Genomic DNA, 16,918 nt, shown 5'->3' on the forward strand with positions numbered 1-16,918 from the left:
AGAGAGGGCAGGTGTCGGCATCAGCCTGTGGCGGTGTCGGCATTCGTGGCCCTAGTGAGGGATCAGGCCGCGTCGTATTGGATAAGAAGACGCTCACAACCCCATGAAATCGGCCATGAGTTGAAGCTGGCAATTCAACATATGCTTTCCGAAATGGATGGTGCAGCCTGCGTTTCGCGCGGTTTTCAGGAGCGGCGTCACCTCGGGTTCCATAATCACCTCCGCCACCGTCATGCTGGATGTCAGTGTCCGCACATCCAAAGGAAGGGGGTCGCCGGATTTCATGCCGAGCGTGGTTCCGTTGATCACAATATCGTGGCCGGAAGCGTCGGGGGTTCCCAGCGCGACCTCGACATCAGGATAAATGGACAAAAGCCTCTCACGCAGGTCGACGATCTTATCGGTGCTGCGGTTCGACAGCGTGATACGCGACGCCCTCGCTTCCGCCATGGCAAAGGCAACGGCGCTTGCAGCACCACCCGCGCCGACAAGGTAGACCGACTTGCCCTCGATATTCGTTCCCTGGCTGCGAAGCCCTTCAACGAAACCGACCCCGTCGAGCTGACCGCCGACAAGTTGTCCGTCCGCTTCGCGGCGCAGGATATTGACGGCGCCCACGGCCCGTGCGTGGGGCGTCAACTCGTCGCAAAGCGCGAGGATAGCCTGCTTGTGGGGCACCGTAACGATCGCCCCATCAAAGCTGCGCAATTTCCGCAGTGACCGAACAAGTTCCGGCAGGTCGTCAGGGGTGACGTTCATGGGAACCATGACCGCATCCTTGCGGCGCTCCCGCGCGATCCGGTTGATGCCGGGCGGTGCTTTGACGTGCTCGATCGGGTGAGCCAGAATGCCCAGAACGCGCGTCCTCCCAGTTATTTCACTCGCATCCGCCGCATCAAGCGACACAGCAGCGACATTCGTTGACATATCGATACCTTTCAGCGGCCCCAGCGCAACGCGACGGGATTGACGGCACGCGCCAGCTCGAGAAGACCCTCACGGCTCGCCGGATGCAGCGGCTCCAGAGGATGACGAACATGATCCGAAGCGATCACGCCACCCTCCATCATCACGGCTTTCGCCGCACGCAGGCCACACTGCCTGTTCTCGTAATTGATCAGGGGCAATATCTTCTCATAGCCGGCCATTGCCGCATCCCGATCGCCTTTCGCATGGCTTTCGATGATCGGCTTTATCAGGTCCGGAATCATCGCACTCGCCATGACGCCGGTTGCCCCGGCATCGAGGTCAGCCAGCAGGGTGATGGCTTCCTCACCATCGAAAGGCCCCTCGATCGCATCGCCACCGACTTCGATGAGCTTGCGCAGCTTGGCGGCCGTGCCGGGAACCTCGATCTTGAAGTATCGCACAAGCGGATGCGCGCGGGCGATGCGGACCAGCAGATCGATCGAAAGATGAACCCCGCTCAACGGAGCGTCCTGGATCATGACGGGAATTCCGGCCGCGTCTGCGACACGAATAAAATGTTCGTAAATGGCGGTTTCATCTACCTTGATGACGCCCGCGCCGTGATAGGGCGGCATCATCATCAGAAGTTTCGCCCCATGGCTGGAAGCATGGGCCGCCCGCTCTGCGGCGATGCGCGTGCTGAAATGACTGCAGGTCACCATGACGGGAACCCTGTCGCCGACATGCTCCAGACACACTTCCGTCAGTTGCCTGCGCTCATCGTCGGAAAGTAGGAACTGTTCAGAATAATTTGCCAGGATGCATATTCCGTCGACGCCCTGATCGATCATGCAATCCAGGACGCGCCGCTGGCTATCCAGATCGATATCCCCATTGGCATGGAAAGGCGTCGGCGCGACGGGAAACAAGCCTGAATAGGGCTGAACAGTTGTCATAAGAATACTCCCGGTCTTGAGACGGGCGGAACCTACCCAGGTCTCGGTTCAGATGGCCCCACCGGTTCGGCGAGCCGAGTTTCGACCGATCCGCACACAGAGTTTCCAAAAGGAAATAGAACGGTTCGAGATAGATATCGTGGCAAGGTACCGCCACATGCTTGACGGCACAGGCGGACTCTTCGCCGGAACGCATGTTCCGGCGCTCAAAGCCAGCCAGTTTCGCTGGGTTTCCTAGCCGATCAAACCGATCGCACGCCCCATGCCGCCGGTGGCGCCCTTGAACTTGTGGGGAAGGAAAATGAACACGGCACCGCGGGTCGGCAGCTTGCCAAGATTCGTCAGATTTTCCGTTGCGTACATGCCACGTCCAAGCGCGGCCCAATGCGGCGTGTTGTCGTCCTGCATCGCGCCAATGCCGCGCCCGTCGACGCCGATATGGCGAACGCCGCGATCAAAGAGAAACTCAATTGCTTCGGCCGAGGGCGCCGGATGGGAACGGTCATACTCGAAGCCTTCCGGCAGCGGCTTGTAGTATTTGTCGGACCAGTCGGCGCGGAAAAGGACGATCTCGCCGGGCTGGAAACCACCGTTCCGCTCTTCCCATTCCTCGAGAAATTCACGGGAGATCCAAGGGCTCTCCGCCAGATGCGTATGGGTGCCCTTGGGCGCGGCCTCAACCAATGAGCGGACATCGACGACGACGGCGGGACCGATGAGCTGCTTAAGGTCGAGTTGCTCAATCGTAACCGTGCCGAATTCGGTTGCGTGTGGCAGGCCGCTCTCAAGGGACGGCGTAAAATGCGAGGGGGCGTCGATATGCGTGCCCGTATGGTCGTCATGAATCTGGACATATTCCAGAAAGACACCGCGCGGATCGGTGTAGGTGTTAAAAAGATATTGATTCATCCGCTGCCCTTCGGGCGGGGAGCAGGGCATGTCCGGACCCGTCGTAACCGACAGATCGACGATGGTGGCGTCCCGGAGAAGTTGCCACAGCTGGTTTGTCGAGTTCGTGCTCATCATTGTTTCCTAGATCGCCCGTTGCGGAGATGAGGAAACAATGCGGCCGAAGAAAAAAGTTGTCAACGGTTTCACAAAAGAAAATCTAAAAAACTTTCTGCCGTGAAACAAATCACGTGGATTTCGCCGTCAACCTCTGCTTCAGCAACTCGCGAAGGGTCTGCGCAAGGTTTGGCGTGGCACTCGAGCACATCACCAGCAACTGCGCGGGCTTCCCCTTGGCGGCGATATAAGCATGCCCCATGGTGCTATCGAAATAGACGCTGTCGCCGGCATCCAGCGATATTTCTTCGTAAAGCGACGTGTAGAGCGTGATGGTCCCGTCGAGAACATAGAGAAACTCTTCCCCAACATGGGTCCAGAGTCCGTCGACGCGCTGGAGGGAATCGGCCTTCACGTCGATTACCATCGGCACAATGCGCTTGTGCGCTATATCCGTGCAAAGATAGACATATTTGTAATTGTCGTCCTCCATAACCACGCCGTCGTGCTGGCGGCTAACGCTGCGGCGCCCCATCAGCTGCCGTGGCTCCTCGCCGGAAGAACCCGGCGCGAGAAGGTCGCCGATCTCGATGTCCAGGCCGTTACAGAGTTGTATAATCGTCTGATAAGACGGAGAGATAAGGTCGTTTTCGATTTTCGAAAGCGTGGACTTGGATAGTCCCGTTTTGTCTGCAACATCCGCAAGCGTCCAGCCGTGATGACCTCTCCTCTCGCGGAGAACCTGCCCGATCATCGCAGGCGGCTTGCGGGTGCTGTTCATTTCCATCATCGATCGTCCATGTCCGGTTGCTTGCCCTGCGCTGAGGCGCGTCAATCTGCAATTGCGATCCGTTACCATGACTCAAATATTTCATAAAGGAAATTGGAAAAACCGTACGGACGCGCAATGCCCCGCGCGTGGAGACATAAAACACTATGCGCAGACCTTGATCGCTCGCATCGAATGTTTGACTCACCAATCACTGCGGAAAGTTTCAGTACCATAAGCAACTGCGATAATTCAGCTTTTCAGATAAAGCACTTCAAAAGACCAAGTTCCGGCAGTTTGCGCGATTTTCTCGCCTTGACTAAATGTTTCCCTTATGAAACTTTATGAAAAAATGAAGGCCGTAAGGCAAGGGTGAACACAGCTAGCGACGCTTGCGCGGAAACGCGGGAAGCGGACGAAAGCCAAAGACAGCGCTGGGAGATTTCCGAAAGGAAACCTGTACGACGACGATCCTCTTGAGAAAGGGGAGCGCCGCGCGGTCGTGCTCGCCTTCAGAAGGACGATCCGGATACAAGGGACTATACGGATGCCGCAAGAATTGGAAAAGCCGTTACGGACGAAAGCGATCCCGCTACTTCGGATGCGCGGTATCAAGAAGCAGTTCGGGCCGGCCTTCGCCTTGAACGGGGTCGATCTCGATATTTATCCGGGCGAGGTTCACGCACTCATGGGCGAGAACGGTGCCGGCAAATCAACCTTGATGAAAATTCTTTCCGGCGCGCATTCCTGCACGGCGGGGACAATCGAGGTTAATGGCAGACCTGTCCTAATTTCCGGCCCCACCGACGCCAAGACGCTCGGCATATCCATCATCTATCAGGAACTGGCGCTCGCACCCAATCTGACGGTCGCGCAGAACATGGTGCTCGGGCAGGAAAAAGCCCGGTTCGGATTTGTCGATCGCAATGCAACGACAACCGCCTGCCGGAAGGCTCTGGACGAGCTGGACGTAGACTTTTCACCAACCGACAAGGTCGCCTCCCTGTCGCTAGCCCAGCGTCAGCAGGTCGAAATCGCACGCGCGCTTCTGTCCGACTGTCGCATCCTTGTCATGGATGAGCCGACGACGTCCCTTTCCTCCCGAGAATGCGAGCGTCTGTTTGCCATCGTGCGGAAGCTGCGCGCACAGGGTCTGGCGATCATTTACATCAGCCATCGAATGGATGAGGTCTACGACCTCGCCGACCGCGTGACGGTTTTGCGCGACGGACGTTACGTCGGCTCCGTCACGCGGGCGGACCTGTCAGAAGAACGACTGGTCCAGATGATGGTCGGCCGGGACCTTTCAAGTTTCTATCAGAAGGACAGGAATACCGGCTATGCGCCCGGCGCCACGCTTCTGTCTGTGCGCAACCTGCGGGACGGCGCGAAGGTCAAGGACGTCAGCTTCGATCTGAGGCGCGGGGAGGTTCTCGGTCTCGCCGGCATTGTCGGTGCGGGAAGAACGGAGTTCGCCCGCCTTGTCTACGGTGCATCACGTGTGACCGGTGGAACGATGTCGCTCGATGGAGAGTCAATCGAGATTCGAAGCCCGCTCGACGCGCTCCAGGCGGGCATCGCCTATCTCACGGAAGACAGAAAGCATGACGGCCTGTTTCTCGACATGAGCGTCTCCGCGAATGTCAATATCGCGGCCATTGGAGACGACAGCAAAGCCTTCGGATTTCTGGACAGCGCCAAGGAGAAAAGCCGCACAGCAGGCGCCGTAAGAGAAATGAAGATCGCCCTGTCCGGGCCCCAGATCAATGTCGGCGCGCTGTCGGGGGGCAACCAGCAGAAGGTGCTTTTGGCGCGACTGCTGCAAACCCGGCCGAAACTGATCATTCTCGACGAGCCGACGCGAGGCGTCGATATCGGTGCCAAGTCGGAAATCTACCGGATCATCGAGACACTCGCCCACAACGGAACCGGTGTGTTGGTCATTTCGAGCGACCTGCCGGAACTCGTCGGCATCACCGATCGCGTCGTCGTCATGCGTGACGGTCGCATCGAAGGCGAAGTCGGAGGCTCGACCGGAACGCCCATCACCTCGGAAAAAATCATCGCCATCGCAACCGGCACCGCGGGACGCGACGGCCATCCCCTTCGGGAGGCAAGACCATGACCACCACACTTTCCACGGAGCAACCGCTGATCCGGCGCAGGCGTGCAATTCGCACGTCCTTCCATGCGCTTGGCATGTTCCCGATCCTCGTCCTGATCAGCCTGGCTTTCCAGTTCATGAGCGGTTACACCGAAACCGGAAGCCTGCTCGATGCCTGGACATCGGGGCGCTTTCTCACGATGCAGAACCTCTCCATCGTGATGCAGCAGGCCTCCATCAACACCGTCCTGGCAGCCGGCATGACATTCGTCATCCTGACCGGCGGCATCGATTTGTCGGTGGGTTCGATCCTTGCGGCGTCCGCCATGGTTGCCGTCATGGTTTCGCTGGTGCCGGGATGGGGGATGTTCGGCATAGCCGCCGGCATTTTGCTCGGCCTGTTTCTGGGAGCCGTAAACGGCGGGCTGGTCGCTTTCGGAAAGCTGCCGCCATTCATCGTGACGCTCGGCTCGCTGACAGCCGTACGCGGCCTTGCGCGCGTGCTCGGTGACGACAAGACGGTCTTCAATGCCGATCTTCCGTTCGCCGCCATAAGCGGCAACGCCTTCCTGGGCATTTCGTGGCTAACGGTGATGGCGTTCGCCGTGATCGTGATCTCCTGGATCATCCTGCGTTTCACCACGCTCGGCGTGCGGATCTATGCGGTGGGTGGCAACGAGGCCGCGGCGAAACTCGCGGGAATCAAGGTCTGGCAAATCCTGATGTTCGTCTACTGCGCTTCCGGCCTTCTGGCGGGTCTGGGCGGGGTCATGTCGTCCACGCGCCTTCTCGCTGCAAATGGCCTTCAGCTCGGACAATCCTATGAATTGGACGCGATTGCGGCCGTCATCCTCGGTGGAACCAGCTTCGTGGGCGGCGTCGGAACGATCTGGGGCACGCTGATCGGCGCGCTGATTATTGCCGTCCTTTCCAACGGGCTCATCCTGACCGGCGTCTCGGACGTCTGGCAATTCATCATCAAAGGGCTCGTCATCATCTGCGCAGTTGCGCTCGACCGTTATCGCCTGATGGGTTCGGGAAGAACCTGACAGACGGAGGAAGCTTCCGGCTGGGGCTTACCAACAATCAATCCAGTCGTAAAAACAGGAGACTAACGATGAAAAGTGCATGGTTTGCTGCTCTATCGATGCTCGCAGTCACGGCTTCCACGGCCTCCGCCAAGGACCTGAATGCTATTGGCATCTCGCTTGCTTCCCTCGGAAATCCCTTCTTCGTGGCCCTGGCAAAGGGTGCGGAAAGCGAAGCCAAGAAGATCAACCCCAATGTCAAAGTCACGACCCTTGGCTTTGAACAGGATCTCAACAAGCAGATCGACCAGATCGACAATTTCATTGCCTCCGGCGTCGACATGATCCTTCTCAATCCGGGCGACCCAAAGGCTCTCGCTCCTGCCATCAAGAAGGCTCGTGACGCCGGCATCATCGTCGTCGCCGTCGATACCGCGGCTGACGGCGCCGATCTGACTGTGACGACGAACAATGTGCAGGCCGGCGAAATCGCCTGCCAGTTCATCGTCGACAAGCTTAGCGGCAAGGGCGACGTCATCATCCAGAACGGCCCGCAGAACTCGGCCATCATGGACCGTGTCGTTGGCTGCAAGAAGGTGTTCGCGGCCAACCCCGATATCAAAATCCTCTCCGATGACCAGAACGGCAAGAGCTCCCGTGATGGTGGGCTGGAAGTCATGCAGTCGCAACTGACGCGTTTTCCCAAGATCGATGCTGTCTTTGCCGTGGCGGATCCCCAGGCTATCGGCAGCAACCTCGCCATGAAACAGCTCAACCGATCCGGCATCATCATCACGTCCGTGGACGGCGCGCCGGATCTTGAAGCCGAACTCAAGAACGAGGCAAGCCAGGCCATCCAGGCCACGTCCGCTCAGGACCCCTACAAGATGGCCGCTACCGCCGTCGAACTTGGAAACAAGGTGCTCAATGGCGAAACGCCAGAGAACCCGGTCGTCCTTCTCGATGCGGAACTTGTCACCCGCGACAATGTGGCCGAACACAAGGGCTGGGAAGCAGCGCGCGATTAGTCGCCCCATACCCTGACCGGGCGTCATGACGGCGCCCGGCCGTATCTGCTCAGTCAGAATCTGGAGACGCGCATTGAGGGCTTGCCCTTGCACGAGAGACGCGCAGACAAGCACGAATTCTCCGAGCAGGGCCGCCCTTTTCATACCAGACCGCATTCAATGCGGCTGGTGGATGGATCGGTTCCGAGCCGGACGTCAAATCTGAACGCCGTCAACTTTAACATCAAGGGGAATGAGACTATGTCCAAGTACTACGCGGCATTGTTTGCCATGACGGTATCTGTGTTGGCGCTAAGCCCAGCGCATGCCGATACGTCATCCAAGAAAATCGCATTCTCGAACAATTACGCCGGAAACACATGGCGTCAGGCCATGCTGGCCAGCTGGAACGACGTCACGCCCAAGGCTGTCGCCGACGGTATCGTTGCGGCCGCTGACGTCTTCACAACGGCTGAAAACCAGGCAACCGAACAAGCGGCACAGATCCAGAACCTCGTCTTGCAGGGATATGACGCCATCGTCGTCAATGCGGCCTCCCCGACAGCTCTTAACGGAGCGATCAAGGAAGCCTGCGACGCAGGCGTCGTCGTCGTGACATTCGATGGTATTGCCACTGAACCCTGCGCATGGCGTGTCACTGTCGATTTCAAGGAGATCGGCTACCGCCAGGTTAAGTTCCTGAACGACCTCCACCCGGAGGGCGGAAACCTGCTCGAAGTCCGCGGCCTTCCCGGTACCTCGATCGACAGCCAGTACCATGATGGCATTCTTGCCGGCGTCAAGGATTTCCCCAAGTTCAAGGTGGTCAGCGAAGTCCAGGGCGATTGGTCTCCAACTGTCGCCCAGAAGGCAGTGGCCAGCGTGCTGCCGAGCCTGCCCGACATTGTAGGCGTCGTGACACAGGGAGAGGTCGGCTTCGGCACAGCGGAAGCCTTCAAGGCGGCAGGCCGGCCAATTCCGACCGTATTCTTCGGCAACAGCCAGGCGGAACTGGCCTGGTGGAAGGAAAATATCGACAAGAACGGTTACAAGTCCCTGTCGGGCTCCATTCCGCCGGGCATGAGCAGCATGGCTTTCTGGGTAGCCCAACAGATTCTTGACGGCAAGAAGGACATTCCGAAGGACCTCACCGTTCCGTTCCTTGCGATTGACGCTGCTGGACTGGACGCCGCCCTGGCATCCACGCCGGAAGGCGGCGTGGCGAACATCAACTACACGCAGGATATTGCGATCGAGGCAATCGCTGCAGCATCCAAGCAGTAATGACAGAAGGCCGGCCCCTTAAATGGGCCGGCCTTTTTTAAGCGGAGGATTCCAAATTGACCGTAACGGCAGAAGCGCCCTTCGTTCGACTCGAAAACATCATCAAGAACTACGGAGCGGTCCGCGCCCTTGGCGGCGTCGAACTGACCTTCAATTCAGGTGAATGCGTCGGCCTGGTGGGCCATAACGGGGCCGGAAAATCGACACTCATGCAGGTCCTTGCCGGGAATGTTCAGCCCGATGGCGGAGAGCTTTCGGTTCTGGGCCAGAATGAGAGCATGTCCTACGGGGTCCAGCGTGCGCTTGAGCTTGGCGTCCGATGCGTTTTTCAGGAACTATCGCTCTGCCCGAACCTGACGGTGGTGGAAAACACCCGTATACGACATCCTTCTATCACCGGTTTCGGATGGCGCAAACGTGCGTCACTTCTGATCAGAAGCTTTCTGGATGACATCTTTCCAGGCAACAGCATAGCCGTGGATGATCTTGTGGCCGATCTTACGCTGGGGCAGCGTCAGATGGTCGAAATCGCAACGGTCTTTGCGAAAACCACGTCTTCTCTTCGCCTCGTCATTCTGGACGAGCCGACCTCTTCGCTCGACCACGCCATCGCGGGCCAGCTCCTCGCTTATGTACGCCGTTTTGTCACCGAGGGCGGGTGCGTCATTCTCATCTCGCACATTCTTGGAGAGATTCTCTCGACCTGCGACCGGATCGTGGTCATGGGCGATGGGCGCGTCGTGGAGGAGCGCCCGGCCGCCCGATTCACCAAGCATTCACTGGTCGAGGCTATGGGGCATGTGAACCATGCACCACAGGCCCACCAACCCGAAACCGTTGTTAAAGCAAGGACGGCTCCGGTGGTCGCCGAGATACAGCCTCCCAGACGCGGCAGCATGACGCTTACGGCGCGCAAGGGCGAAATCATCGGGCTCGGCGGCCTCGCCGGTCAAGGTCAGACGACATTGCTCGTTCTGCTGCAAAGATCTGCCGGAAGACACATCTCTTTTGCCCGGTGCAGCGGACCGGTTGCCTTTGTGGCCGGCGATCGACAGACGGACGGCGTTTTTCCCCTTTGGTCCATCGGCCAGAATATCACGATCCGCTCGCTCGGCACGATGCGACGCTTCGGCCTGATAGATCCGAAGAAGGAGCGGGAGATGGAGCGGCGCTGGAAGGAAAGGATGGCGATCAGGACGCCGGACATGGCCAACAACATCTATACGCTTTCCGGTGGCAACCAGCAGAAGGCACTTTTTGCACGTGCACTCGCATCCGATGCCGAAATCATCCTGATGGACGACCCTATGCGGGGCGTCGATATCGGCACCAAACAGGAGGTGTACCACATCATCCGCAGCGAGGCGGCGAAGGGGCGCACCTTCATCTGGTACACGACGGAGTTCGAGGAACTGACCAGCTGTGACTATGTCTATGTTCTGCGTGACGGCGCGATCGTCTCTGAAATGCCTCGCTCGGAGATAACTGAGGCAAAAGTGCTTCAATCATCCTTCGAGGAGGTGGCGCAATGATGCCGAATCTTATGACACCCCGTGCTCTGCGTTCGCTTCTGCCGGCGATATCCTTCACCGTTCTTCTCATCGGAATCTTTTACGTTCAGCCGCGGGCAATGAGCTTCATGGGCCTGAACCTGATGCTCAATCTCGCTCTTCCCATCGCATTGGCGACCATCGCGCAGATGTTCATCATCACCATGAACGACATCGATCTGTCACTTGGCGGGTTCGTTTCCTTCACGGCCTGTATCGGGGCAACCCTACTCGGTGAAAGTCCGGTTCTGGGTGTTCTCGCCCTGCTGGCTTGCATCGGCGTGTACGCCCTGCTGGGCGCGCTCATTCACGTCCGAAATCTGCCTTCGATCGTTGTGACGCTGGGAATGAGCTTCGTGTGGCTGGGCGCGGCCATTCTCGTGCTGCCGACTCCGGGCGGCCAGGCACCGGACTGGCTGCGTGCGATCGTCTCCGTCAAAACGCCCTTCGTCCCCTTCGTGATCGTCGCAAGCGCCATCATTGCCGTGGGCGTCCATCTCTTCCTTATGCGCTCATCAACCGGCGTGATCCTGCGCGGCGCCGGGGGAAATCCGCAGGCCGTGGCACGCGCCGGCTGGTCGCTTTTTCGCGCCAAAGTTACCCTTTACGCCCTGGCTGGCTTCTTCGGCGTCCTTTCCGGCCTCACGCTCGTCGGACTGACAACATCGGCGGACGCGAATATCGCACTGCGCTACACGCTTCTGTCCATTGCAGGCGTGATCCTTGGCGGTGGCGAATTCGTCGGCGGTCGTGTGTCCCCCATCGGCGCTGTGTTAGGCGCCCTGACGCTGACGCTCGCCAGCTCGCTCCTTTCGTTCCTCAGGATTTCCGGGGACTGGCAGATCGGGGCGCAGGGCGCGATCCTCATTCTCGTCCTTGCGCTACGCACCCTTGTCAACCGAATGGAGAGACGCAAATGATCTCGACCGTCTCAAAACTCAGAACCTTCGCTGGGAAGGCACCATGGGGATTCTCCTTTTTTGGGGCTGCGGCAATCTTCCTGGCAACGATCGTTTTCACCGACGGCGTCGGCGCCGGGCAGATCATTACAACCGCCCTCACCTTCGGCACCATGTACGTCATCGTGGCCTTGGGGCAGATGTACGTCATCACCGCTGGACCTGGTAACGTGGATCTGTCGATACCATCGACCATCGCCTTGGCCGGAGCGGTTTCCATGAAGATCATGGACGGAAACGACGCTCTTATTCTTTGGGGCCTGCTGGCCGCTATCGGGGTCGGCATTGCGGTGGGATGTTTCAATTTCGCCCTGATAAGGCTGTTGTCGATCCCGCCCATCATCGCAACGTTGTCCGCGAGCTTTCTCGTGCAATCCGCTTCGATTGCCTATGGGCGCGGTCTTCGTATCCGCCCCCCTGAGGCATTCGCCGAATTCGCCACAGGACGAATCTGGGGCCTCCCGACGCTGGCGATCTTTGCGCTTCTTTTGACAGTCATTGGCAGCGTCGTCCTCCACAGAACGGTTTACGGCCGTTCGGTCACCGCCATCGGCCAGAACCAGAGGGCTGCAGGGTTGGCCGGCGTCAAGGTGGACCGTGTCCGGTGGACGACCTATGTCATCTGCGCGTCGCTCGCTGCGCTGTGCGGCGCTGTTCTTGCCGGTTTCTCCGGCGGCAGTTCGCTGAACATGGGCGAGGAATACCTTCTCGCATCCATCGCAGTCGTCGTTATTGGCGGGTCGTCCGTTGCCGGCGGGCAGTCGAATGTCGCGGGATTGTGGGGCGCGTCCCTCTTCATGTATCTGCTGGTGACCATGCTCAACACTTTCGGCGTCGGAGCGGGGATCCGAATGATCATGACCGGACTCATGATCGTCGCCATAATCACCATTGCGGGAGGCCCCAAACCTTCCCGAACCTGAACATTGATCGATGAGCGGGCTCCGAAGGAAAAACCGGTGACCCGCGCCTGAGATATTCTGCGAACATAAACATATGGCGAGTTCAAGGACGGAGAAACGGCTGCCGAATAGTTCGCACGATCTCGTAGGTTTTCAAAGTGGCAACAACTGTATGGGTTAAGAGGCAGGACTTCGGTAACGAGTCCGCCCCGCTCAAGCAAAAAGTGAAGGCCGCAGATGCGGCAAAGGCAGCGACGGCTCCAGCGTGATCATGCCTTGGACACTTCGGTCGTGACCGAAGCTTTTGCATGCGTGAGGCTGCGATAAGGGCCAATAACCATTGGAACCCTGTCATGACATCCAGAACCTCATCATTTTTCGGCTGGCATGTGGTCGCCGCAACTTTCCTCCTCGCCATGTTTGGCTGGGGTGTCGGGTTTTATGGACCGCCGATCTATCTGCAGATGGTGGTTCAGCGAACGGGATGGCCGGTCGCGCTCGTATCTGCCGCTGTCACGCTGCATTTTCTCATCGGAGCGGTTGTCGTTGCAAACCTGCCCCGGCTTTATCGGCATTGGGGCGTTCCGGTGACAACGCTCGCCGGAGCGGTTGTTCTTGCCATCGGGGTCGGCGGTTGGTCGCTGGCCAGCCAGCCGTGGCACCTGTTTGCGGCCGCTTTCTTGAGTGGAACTGGTTGGGTTGCCATGGGGGCTGCGGCGGTGAATGCAATTGTCGCTCCATGGTTTGTCCGCAGACGACCTGCGGCCCTGTCGATGGCCTACAATGGAGCGAGCGTGGGTGGCGTAGTTTTTTCGCCCCTGTGGGTTGTTCTCATCGCTTGGAGTGGATTTTCACAGGCTGCAATCATTGTCGGCATTTCCATGATCGCCACAGTCGCCGCCCTGTCTGTTCTGGTGTTTTCCAAGTCGCCTGAGGCCCTGGGGCAGTCTCCGGATGGAGCACGCTCGAACCATGTGGAAACGGTGGCAGCGTCGTCCCCGGCTCCATCTCTGCCACGCAGTTTGCTGTGGCGCGACCGGCGATTCATAACCCTCTCAGCGGGCATGGCCGCCGGATTGTTTGCGCAGATAGGACTGCTGGCGCATCTGTTTTCGATCGTGGTTCCGATCTTTGGCGCGGAGGGCGCGGGCGTGCTGATGGGGGGTGCAACCGTTGCTGCAATTACCGGGCGCACGGGCATGGGATGGTTTATGCCGGCTTCCGCGGACCGCCGTCTTATCGCTTCCGCAAGCTACGGCGTCCAGATCATCGGCTCCCTGACGCTTCTTGCGACGGGTGGAGAACACGCTGCCGCGATAATTGCCGGTGTCCTGCTTTTCGGCCTGGGTATTGGCAACGCCACGTCGCTCCCGCCTCTCATCGCGCAGGTGGAATTCGACAAGGCCGATGTCTCGCGCGTCGTGCCGCTGATCGTGGCGCTGAGCCAGGCGACGTATGCCCTTGCACCCGCGCTGTTCGGCATCGTCAGAACGCTCTCCGAACCTGCCGTTTTTATAGTGGCAGCGGCAATCCAGGTCTTCGCAGTGGCGGCCTTCCTGTACGGACGCAATAAATGATTGTTTCGGGCAGCCGAGGCAACTGGCGGGGTCGGCTTGCGCCAACAGCTGCCATGACGACCGCCCGCCCGGATACCGACCAGTCGTTATCCGGGTGACGTCACCGAACCGGGAAAGCTCCATCGACGGCCGGCATAAAGGGTGAATATGCGCGTGAAACGAAAGCCAATCACATCATTAATGCACTTGAGCAAAGTGACATGCTGGGTGGACAACGTCAAAGGGGATAGGCGATCGGGTGTGATGCGTTCGAGGCAGCGATGACATTCATCTCGATCCCATAAATGGCATGCAGGGTATCCGGGACGAGAATGTCATGCGGCAGCCCAGTGGCGACAACGCGTCCGCGTTTCAATGCGTGAATTCGATCACAGAAGCGCGCAGCCATGTTGATGTCGTGTAGAACGATGACCACACTCTTTCCGCTGTCGTGAGCCAGCTGGCGTATGAGTGACAGCACATCCATCTGATGTGCGATATCCAGCGCCGCCGTCGGCTCGTCGAGGAGCAGGCAGCTTGCGTCCTGGGCAACGAGCATTGCGATCCAGGCCCGCTGCCGTTCGCCTCCCGAGAGCGTTCCCACCAGACGATCAGCGTAGGCTTCGATACCGGTTGCGCGAATTGCGGCATCCACCCTCTCGCGATCTGCAGCGGAAAAGCGGCCAAGAGCGCCATGCCAAGGATAACGCCCGCAAGCAACGAGTTCGCGCACCGTCATATCCGAGCCCGTTCCCAGGTCCTGGGGAAGATAGGCCACTGACCGCGCAAACGACCTGTCATGATAGGTCGCGAGATGGTGCCCGGCATAGGTAGATATTCCCGCCGTCGGCACAAGCTGCCGAGCAAGTATTTTCAGGAGACTGGATTTTCCCGACCCGTTATGGCCTACGAGCGCGACGACTTCACCCGATGGAAAGTCGAGCGTAACATCAGATAGAATGTCCCTCCCATCGATCGTCAAGCCGATGTTGTTCATTGCGAAGGCGATGCCCGCGTCGCTCTCACTCAGGTTACCGATCGATTTCTTGATCTGATTTCGCAGGTCCAACACAGACATCTCCCCGACGTTCCTCGACACCGTTTACCGTTGGTAATCCTGCGAGATCAAGTCTGGAGCTCTGACCGCGCAGCATGATAAATCGGCGTAGACAACCACATTAGATTGCTAAAGCGCGGCCAAGTCTATAAGCGGAGTGGCGTAGTCCAGTTATATCAACGATGGCCGACCGTGACGACCAAGCAATCCGAATTTGAGGCTCTTTACGCATCGGAACGCTTCCGGCTCGAGAAGCTGGCCAGGCGCCGGATCGGCCGCTCGAATGCAGCCGATGTCGTACAGGACGTTTTTACCATCCTTTGGGCTCGCGCCAAGGAGCATGCCTCGCTTACGCCGGCATATCTCTCGCGCGCCACACAGTTTACGGCGATTAGCCATTTTCGGGCTGAGCAAAGGCGCCAAAAGCTCGCTCACGGCGTGACCGAAGAGCAATATGTCCAGGCCGTGATCCCGCCAGACCAGATCGTTGGCGCGCGCCAGGAACTCCGCCACCTTCAGGCTGCCATTTCCAACCTGCCGGAACGCACGCGGCAGGTTTTTATGCTGAACCGCTTTCACGCCTGCACCTATGACGAGATCGCGGTTGCGCTGGGTATCTCCTATAGCACCGTCGAGCGCGAGATCGCCAAAGCCCTTCTTGCCTGCCGGCAGTTGCGATAATCAGACGTGCGCCGTGAGGGCAATCGCTCCTGGCGCACGATATGTTTAGAGGAAGGCCCGTTCATGCGGGTCGCATTGCGAGCCGAGGCAATTTCATTCGATGGACGACAGACAGATCTCTCCGGATGAGGCACGGATCGAGCGAGAGGCAATTGCTTGGTTTACCCGCATGAACGGCAAACCTTCCCATCAGGACAATCTCGACTTTCACGACTGGATCGCCGCCTCCTCACTGCACAAGCAGGCCTTCGAGGATGTTGGCGGCCTTTGGTCTGAACTCGGCGCCTCCGGTCCGGAAAGAGGCACTTCGGACGGCGATCTTGCTCTTCCGCTGGAAAAAATCCGGCAACTGCGTGAGAAACGGGCCAGAGGCAGGGCCGGCGCTTTCGTCACCGGCTGTCTCGTGCTCCTGCTGGCCGGATCGTGGGCCTGGCTGGAGCATCCTCATCTCTTGCAGGACATGCAGGCCGACTTCGTCTCGCCGCGCGGCGACCGTCGCAAATTTGCGCTCAGCGATGGATCGCATGTGCTGCTCGATGCCGATAGCGCGCTCGACGTGGCAATTTCTGCCAGTGAGAGACGTGTGAAGCTGCTGCGAGGGAACGCCTTCTTCCGGATTTCTCATACCGGCGCGCCCTTCATTGTCGAAGCTGCGGGCGGGGAAGCGAAGGTTCTAGGAACCGAATTCGATGTCTCGCTGAAGGAGGATCGGCAGGTGACGGTGACCCTTGCCGAGGGCAGTTTGCAGGTCGGCATGATCGGGGCCGGACAGGATGTCATCCTCAAGCCGGGAGAAAGCGTCGATTACGGATCTGCGGGCCTGAGCCCCATCAAACAGGCTATTACCGAAGACGAGATGGCTTGGCATGATGGGCGCTACATTTTCACCAATGCCCGGCTCGCGGACGTGCTTGCCCAAGTTGAACGTTATCGGACCGGACGCATAGTGCTTCTGGGTTCGAGCATCGCCGAATTCAGGGTGAGCGGCAATATCGCGCTCCACGATACCGACAAGGCGCTTGCTGCCCTGCAGTCGTCGGTCGGTTTCCGCCTGAACAGTTTTGGTCGTGTGACCGTGGTCAGCCCCTGACATCTGCCATAGAGCCACCCAAGAATTTTTTTGAGAGAATGTGAGGGTGGTACGTCTGCTC

The 16,918-nt window shown here is 58.8% G+C and carries 15 protein-coding genes; 10 read left to right on the top strand and 5 right to left on the bottom strand.

All coding sequences use genetic code 11. The features are described 5' to 3' along the window. Window positions 1-93 precede the first annotated feature (93 nt). The 4 genes from MNR02_RS19805 to MNR02_RS19820 form a co-directional block, all read right to left on the bottom strand. The gene (locus MNR02_RS19805; protein WP_241949033.1) at window positions 94-906 is read right to left on the bottom strand and encodes a shikimate dehydrogenase; all 813 of its coding nucleotides are present in this window, start codon (window positions 904-906) and stop codon (window positions 94-96) included. Between the two features lie 32 nt (window positions 907-938). Next, window positions 939-1,865: a dihydrodipicolinate synthase family protein gene (locus tag MNR02_RS19810; RefSeq protein ID WP_241949034.1), complete on the bottom strand. Its 927-nt coding sequence runs from the start codon at window positions 1,863-1,865 to the stop codon at window positions 939-941. A gap of 234 nt (window positions 1,866-2,099) precedes the next feature. Continuing rightward, window positions 2,100-2,888: a cyclase family protein gene (locus MNR02_RS19815; RefSeq protein WP_241949035.1), complete on the bottom strand. Its 789-nt coding sequence runs from the start codon at window positions 2,886-2,888 to the stop codon at window positions 2,100-2,102. A 112-nt stretch (window positions 2,889-3,000) separates the two neighbouring features. Next, window positions 3,001-3,660 (bottom strand): helix-turn-helix domain-containing protein, encoded by a 660-nt coding sequence (locus MNR02_RS19820; protein WP_241949036.1) that lies wholly within the window; start codon window positions 3,658-3,660, stop codon window positions 3,001-3,003. A 580-nt stretch (window positions 3,661-4,240) separates the two neighbouring features. Here MNR02_RS19820 and MNR02_RS19825 point away from each other — a divergent pair. The 8 genes from MNR02_RS19825 to MNR02_RS19860 all read left to right on the top strand — a co-directional run bounded on the left by MNR02_RS19825 (window position 4,241) and on the right by MNR02_RS19860 (window position 14,050). Then, entirely contained in the window at window positions 4,241-5,764 is a 1,524-nt protein-coding gene (locus tag MNR02_RS19825; protein ID WP_241949037.1) for a sugar ABC transporter ATP-binding protein, read from the top strand. Beyond that, window positions 5,761-6,792 (top strand): ribose ABC transporter permease, encoded by a 1,032-nt coding sequence (locus tag MNR02_RS19830; protein ID WP_241949038.1) that lies wholly within the window; start codon window positions 5,761-5,763, stop codon window positions 6,790-6,792. The genes MNR02_RS19825 and MNR02_RS19830 overlap by 4 nt, the downstream gene beginning before the upstream one ends. A gap of 68 nt (window positions 6,793-6,860) precedes the next feature. Next, a complete protein-coding gene (locus MNR02_RS19835) occupies window positions 6,861-7,799 on the top strand; it encodes an ABC transporter substrate-binding protein (RefSeq protein ID WP_241949039.1) in 939 nt (312 codons plus the stop codon). A 240-nt stretch (window positions 7,800-8,039) separates the two neighbouring features. After that, a complete protein-coding gene (locus MNR02_RS19840) occupies window positions 8,040-9,062 on the top strand; it encodes an ABC transporter substrate-binding protein (protein ID WP_241949040.1) in 1,023 nt (340 codons plus the stop codon). Window positions 9,063-9,118: 56 nt separating this feature from the next. After that, window positions 9,119-10,594: an ATP-binding cassette domain-containing protein gene (locus MNR02_RS19845; protein WP_241949041.1), complete on the top strand. Its 1,476-nt coding sequence runs from the start codon at window positions 9,119-9,121 to the stop codon at window positions 10,592-10,594. Beyond that, on the top strand, window positions 10,594-11,532 hold the full coding sequence (locus MNR02_RS19850) for an ABC transporter permease (RefSeq protein WP_371746775.1): 939 nt from the start codon (window positions 10,594-10,596) through the stop codon (window positions 11,530-11,532). The genes MNR02_RS19845 and MNR02_RS19850 overlap by 1 nt, the downstream gene beginning before the upstream one ends. Then, window positions 11,529-12,494 (top strand): ABC transporter permease, encoded by a 966-nt coding sequence (locus MNR02_RS19855; RefSeq protein WP_241949042.1) that lies wholly within the window; start codon window positions 11,529-11,531, stop codon window positions 12,492-12,494. The genes MNR02_RS19850 and MNR02_RS19855 overlap by 4 nt, the downstream gene beginning before the upstream one ends. Before the next feature lie 332 nt (window positions 12,495-12,826). Continuing rightward, window positions 12,827-14,050: an MFS transporter gene (locus tag MNR02_RS19860; protein WP_241949043.1), complete on the top strand. Its 1,224-nt coding sequence runs from the start codon at window positions 12,827-12,829 to the stop codon at window positions 14,048-14,050. A gap of 217 nt (window positions 14,051-14,267) precedes the next feature. Here the strand turns inward: MNR02_RS19860 and MNR02_RS19865 are convergent, their stop codons facing one another. After that, entirely contained in the window at window positions 14,268-15,026 is a 759-nt protein-coding gene (locus MNR02_RS19865) for an ABC transporter ATP-binding protein (RefSeq protein ID WP_241949561.1), read from the bottom strand. 252 nt (window positions 15,027-15,278) lie between these two features. Between MNR02_RS19865 and MNR02_RS19870 the strand changes: the two genes are divergently transcribed. Together MNR02_RS19870 and MNR02_RS19875 are read left to right on the top strand one after the other, a co-directional pair. Next, complete coding sequence (locus tag MNR02_RS19870) at window positions 15,279-15,767, top strand: RNA polymerase sigma factor (protein WP_241949044.1); 489 nt, start codon at window positions 15,279-15,281, stop codon at window positions 15,765-15,767. A 100-nt stretch (window positions 15,768-15,867) separates the two neighbouring features. After that, window positions 15,868-16,857, top strand: a complete 990-nt coding sequence (locus MNR02_RS19875; RefSeq protein WP_241949045.1) for a FecR family protein — start codon at window positions 15,868-15,870, stop codon at window positions 16,855-16,857. Window positions 16,858-16,918 lie beyond the last annotated feature (61 nt).

It is taken from the genome of Shinella sp. H4-D48, from assembly GCF_022637395.1.
GTDB lineage: Bacteria > Pseudomonadota > Alphaproteobacteria > Rhizobiales > Rhizobiaceae > Shinella > Shinella sedimenti.

Coding starts and splice junctions, on each gene's coding strand:
- MNR02_RS19810 (WP_241949034.1), bottom strand. CDS start 1,865: ATGACAACTGTTCAGCCCTATTCAGGCTTGTTTCCCGTCGCGCCGACG.
- MNR02_RS19815 (WP_241949035.1), bottom strand. CDS start 2,888: ATGAGCACGAACTCGACAAACCAGCTGTGGCAACTTCTCCGGGACGCC.
- MNR02_RS19820 (WP_241949036.1), bottom strand. CDS start 3,660: ATGATGGAAATGAACAGCACCCGCAAGCCGCCTGCGATGATCGGGCAG.
- MNR02_RS19825 (WP_241949037.1), top strand. CDS start 4,241: ATGCGCGGTATCAAGAAGCAGTTCGGGCCGGCCTTCGCCTTGAACGGG.
- MNR02_RS19830 (WP_241949038.1), top strand. CDS start 5,761: ATGACCACCACACTTTCCACGGAGCAACCGCTGATCCGGCGCAGGCGT.
- MNR02_RS19835 (WP_241949039.1), top strand. CDS start 6,861: ATGAAAAGTGCATGGTTTGCTGCTCTATCGATGCTCGCAGTCACGGCT.
- MNR02_RS19840 (WP_241949040.1), top strand. CDS start 8,040: ATGTCCAAGTACTACGCGGCATTGTTTGCCATGACGGTATCTGTGTTG.
- MNR02_RS19850 (WP_371746775.1), top strand. CDS start 10,594: ATGCCGAATCTTATGACACCCCGTGCTCTGCGTTCGCTTCTGCCGGCG.
- MNR02_RS19855 (WP_241949042.1), top strand. CDS start 11,529: ATGATCTCGACCGTCTCAAAACTCAGAACCTTCGCTGGGAAGGCACCA.
- MNR02_RS19860 (WP_241949043.1), top strand. CDS start 12,827: ATGACATCCAGAACCTCATCATTTTTCGGCTGGCATGTGGTCGCCGCA.
- MNR02_RS19865 (WP_241949561.1), bottom strand. CDS start 15,026: ATGAACAACATCGGCTTGACGATCGATGGGAGGGACATTCTATCTGAT.
- MNR02_RS19875 (WP_241949045.1), top strand. CDS start 15,868: ATGGACGACAGACAGATCTCTCCGGATGAGGCACGGATCGAGCGAGAG.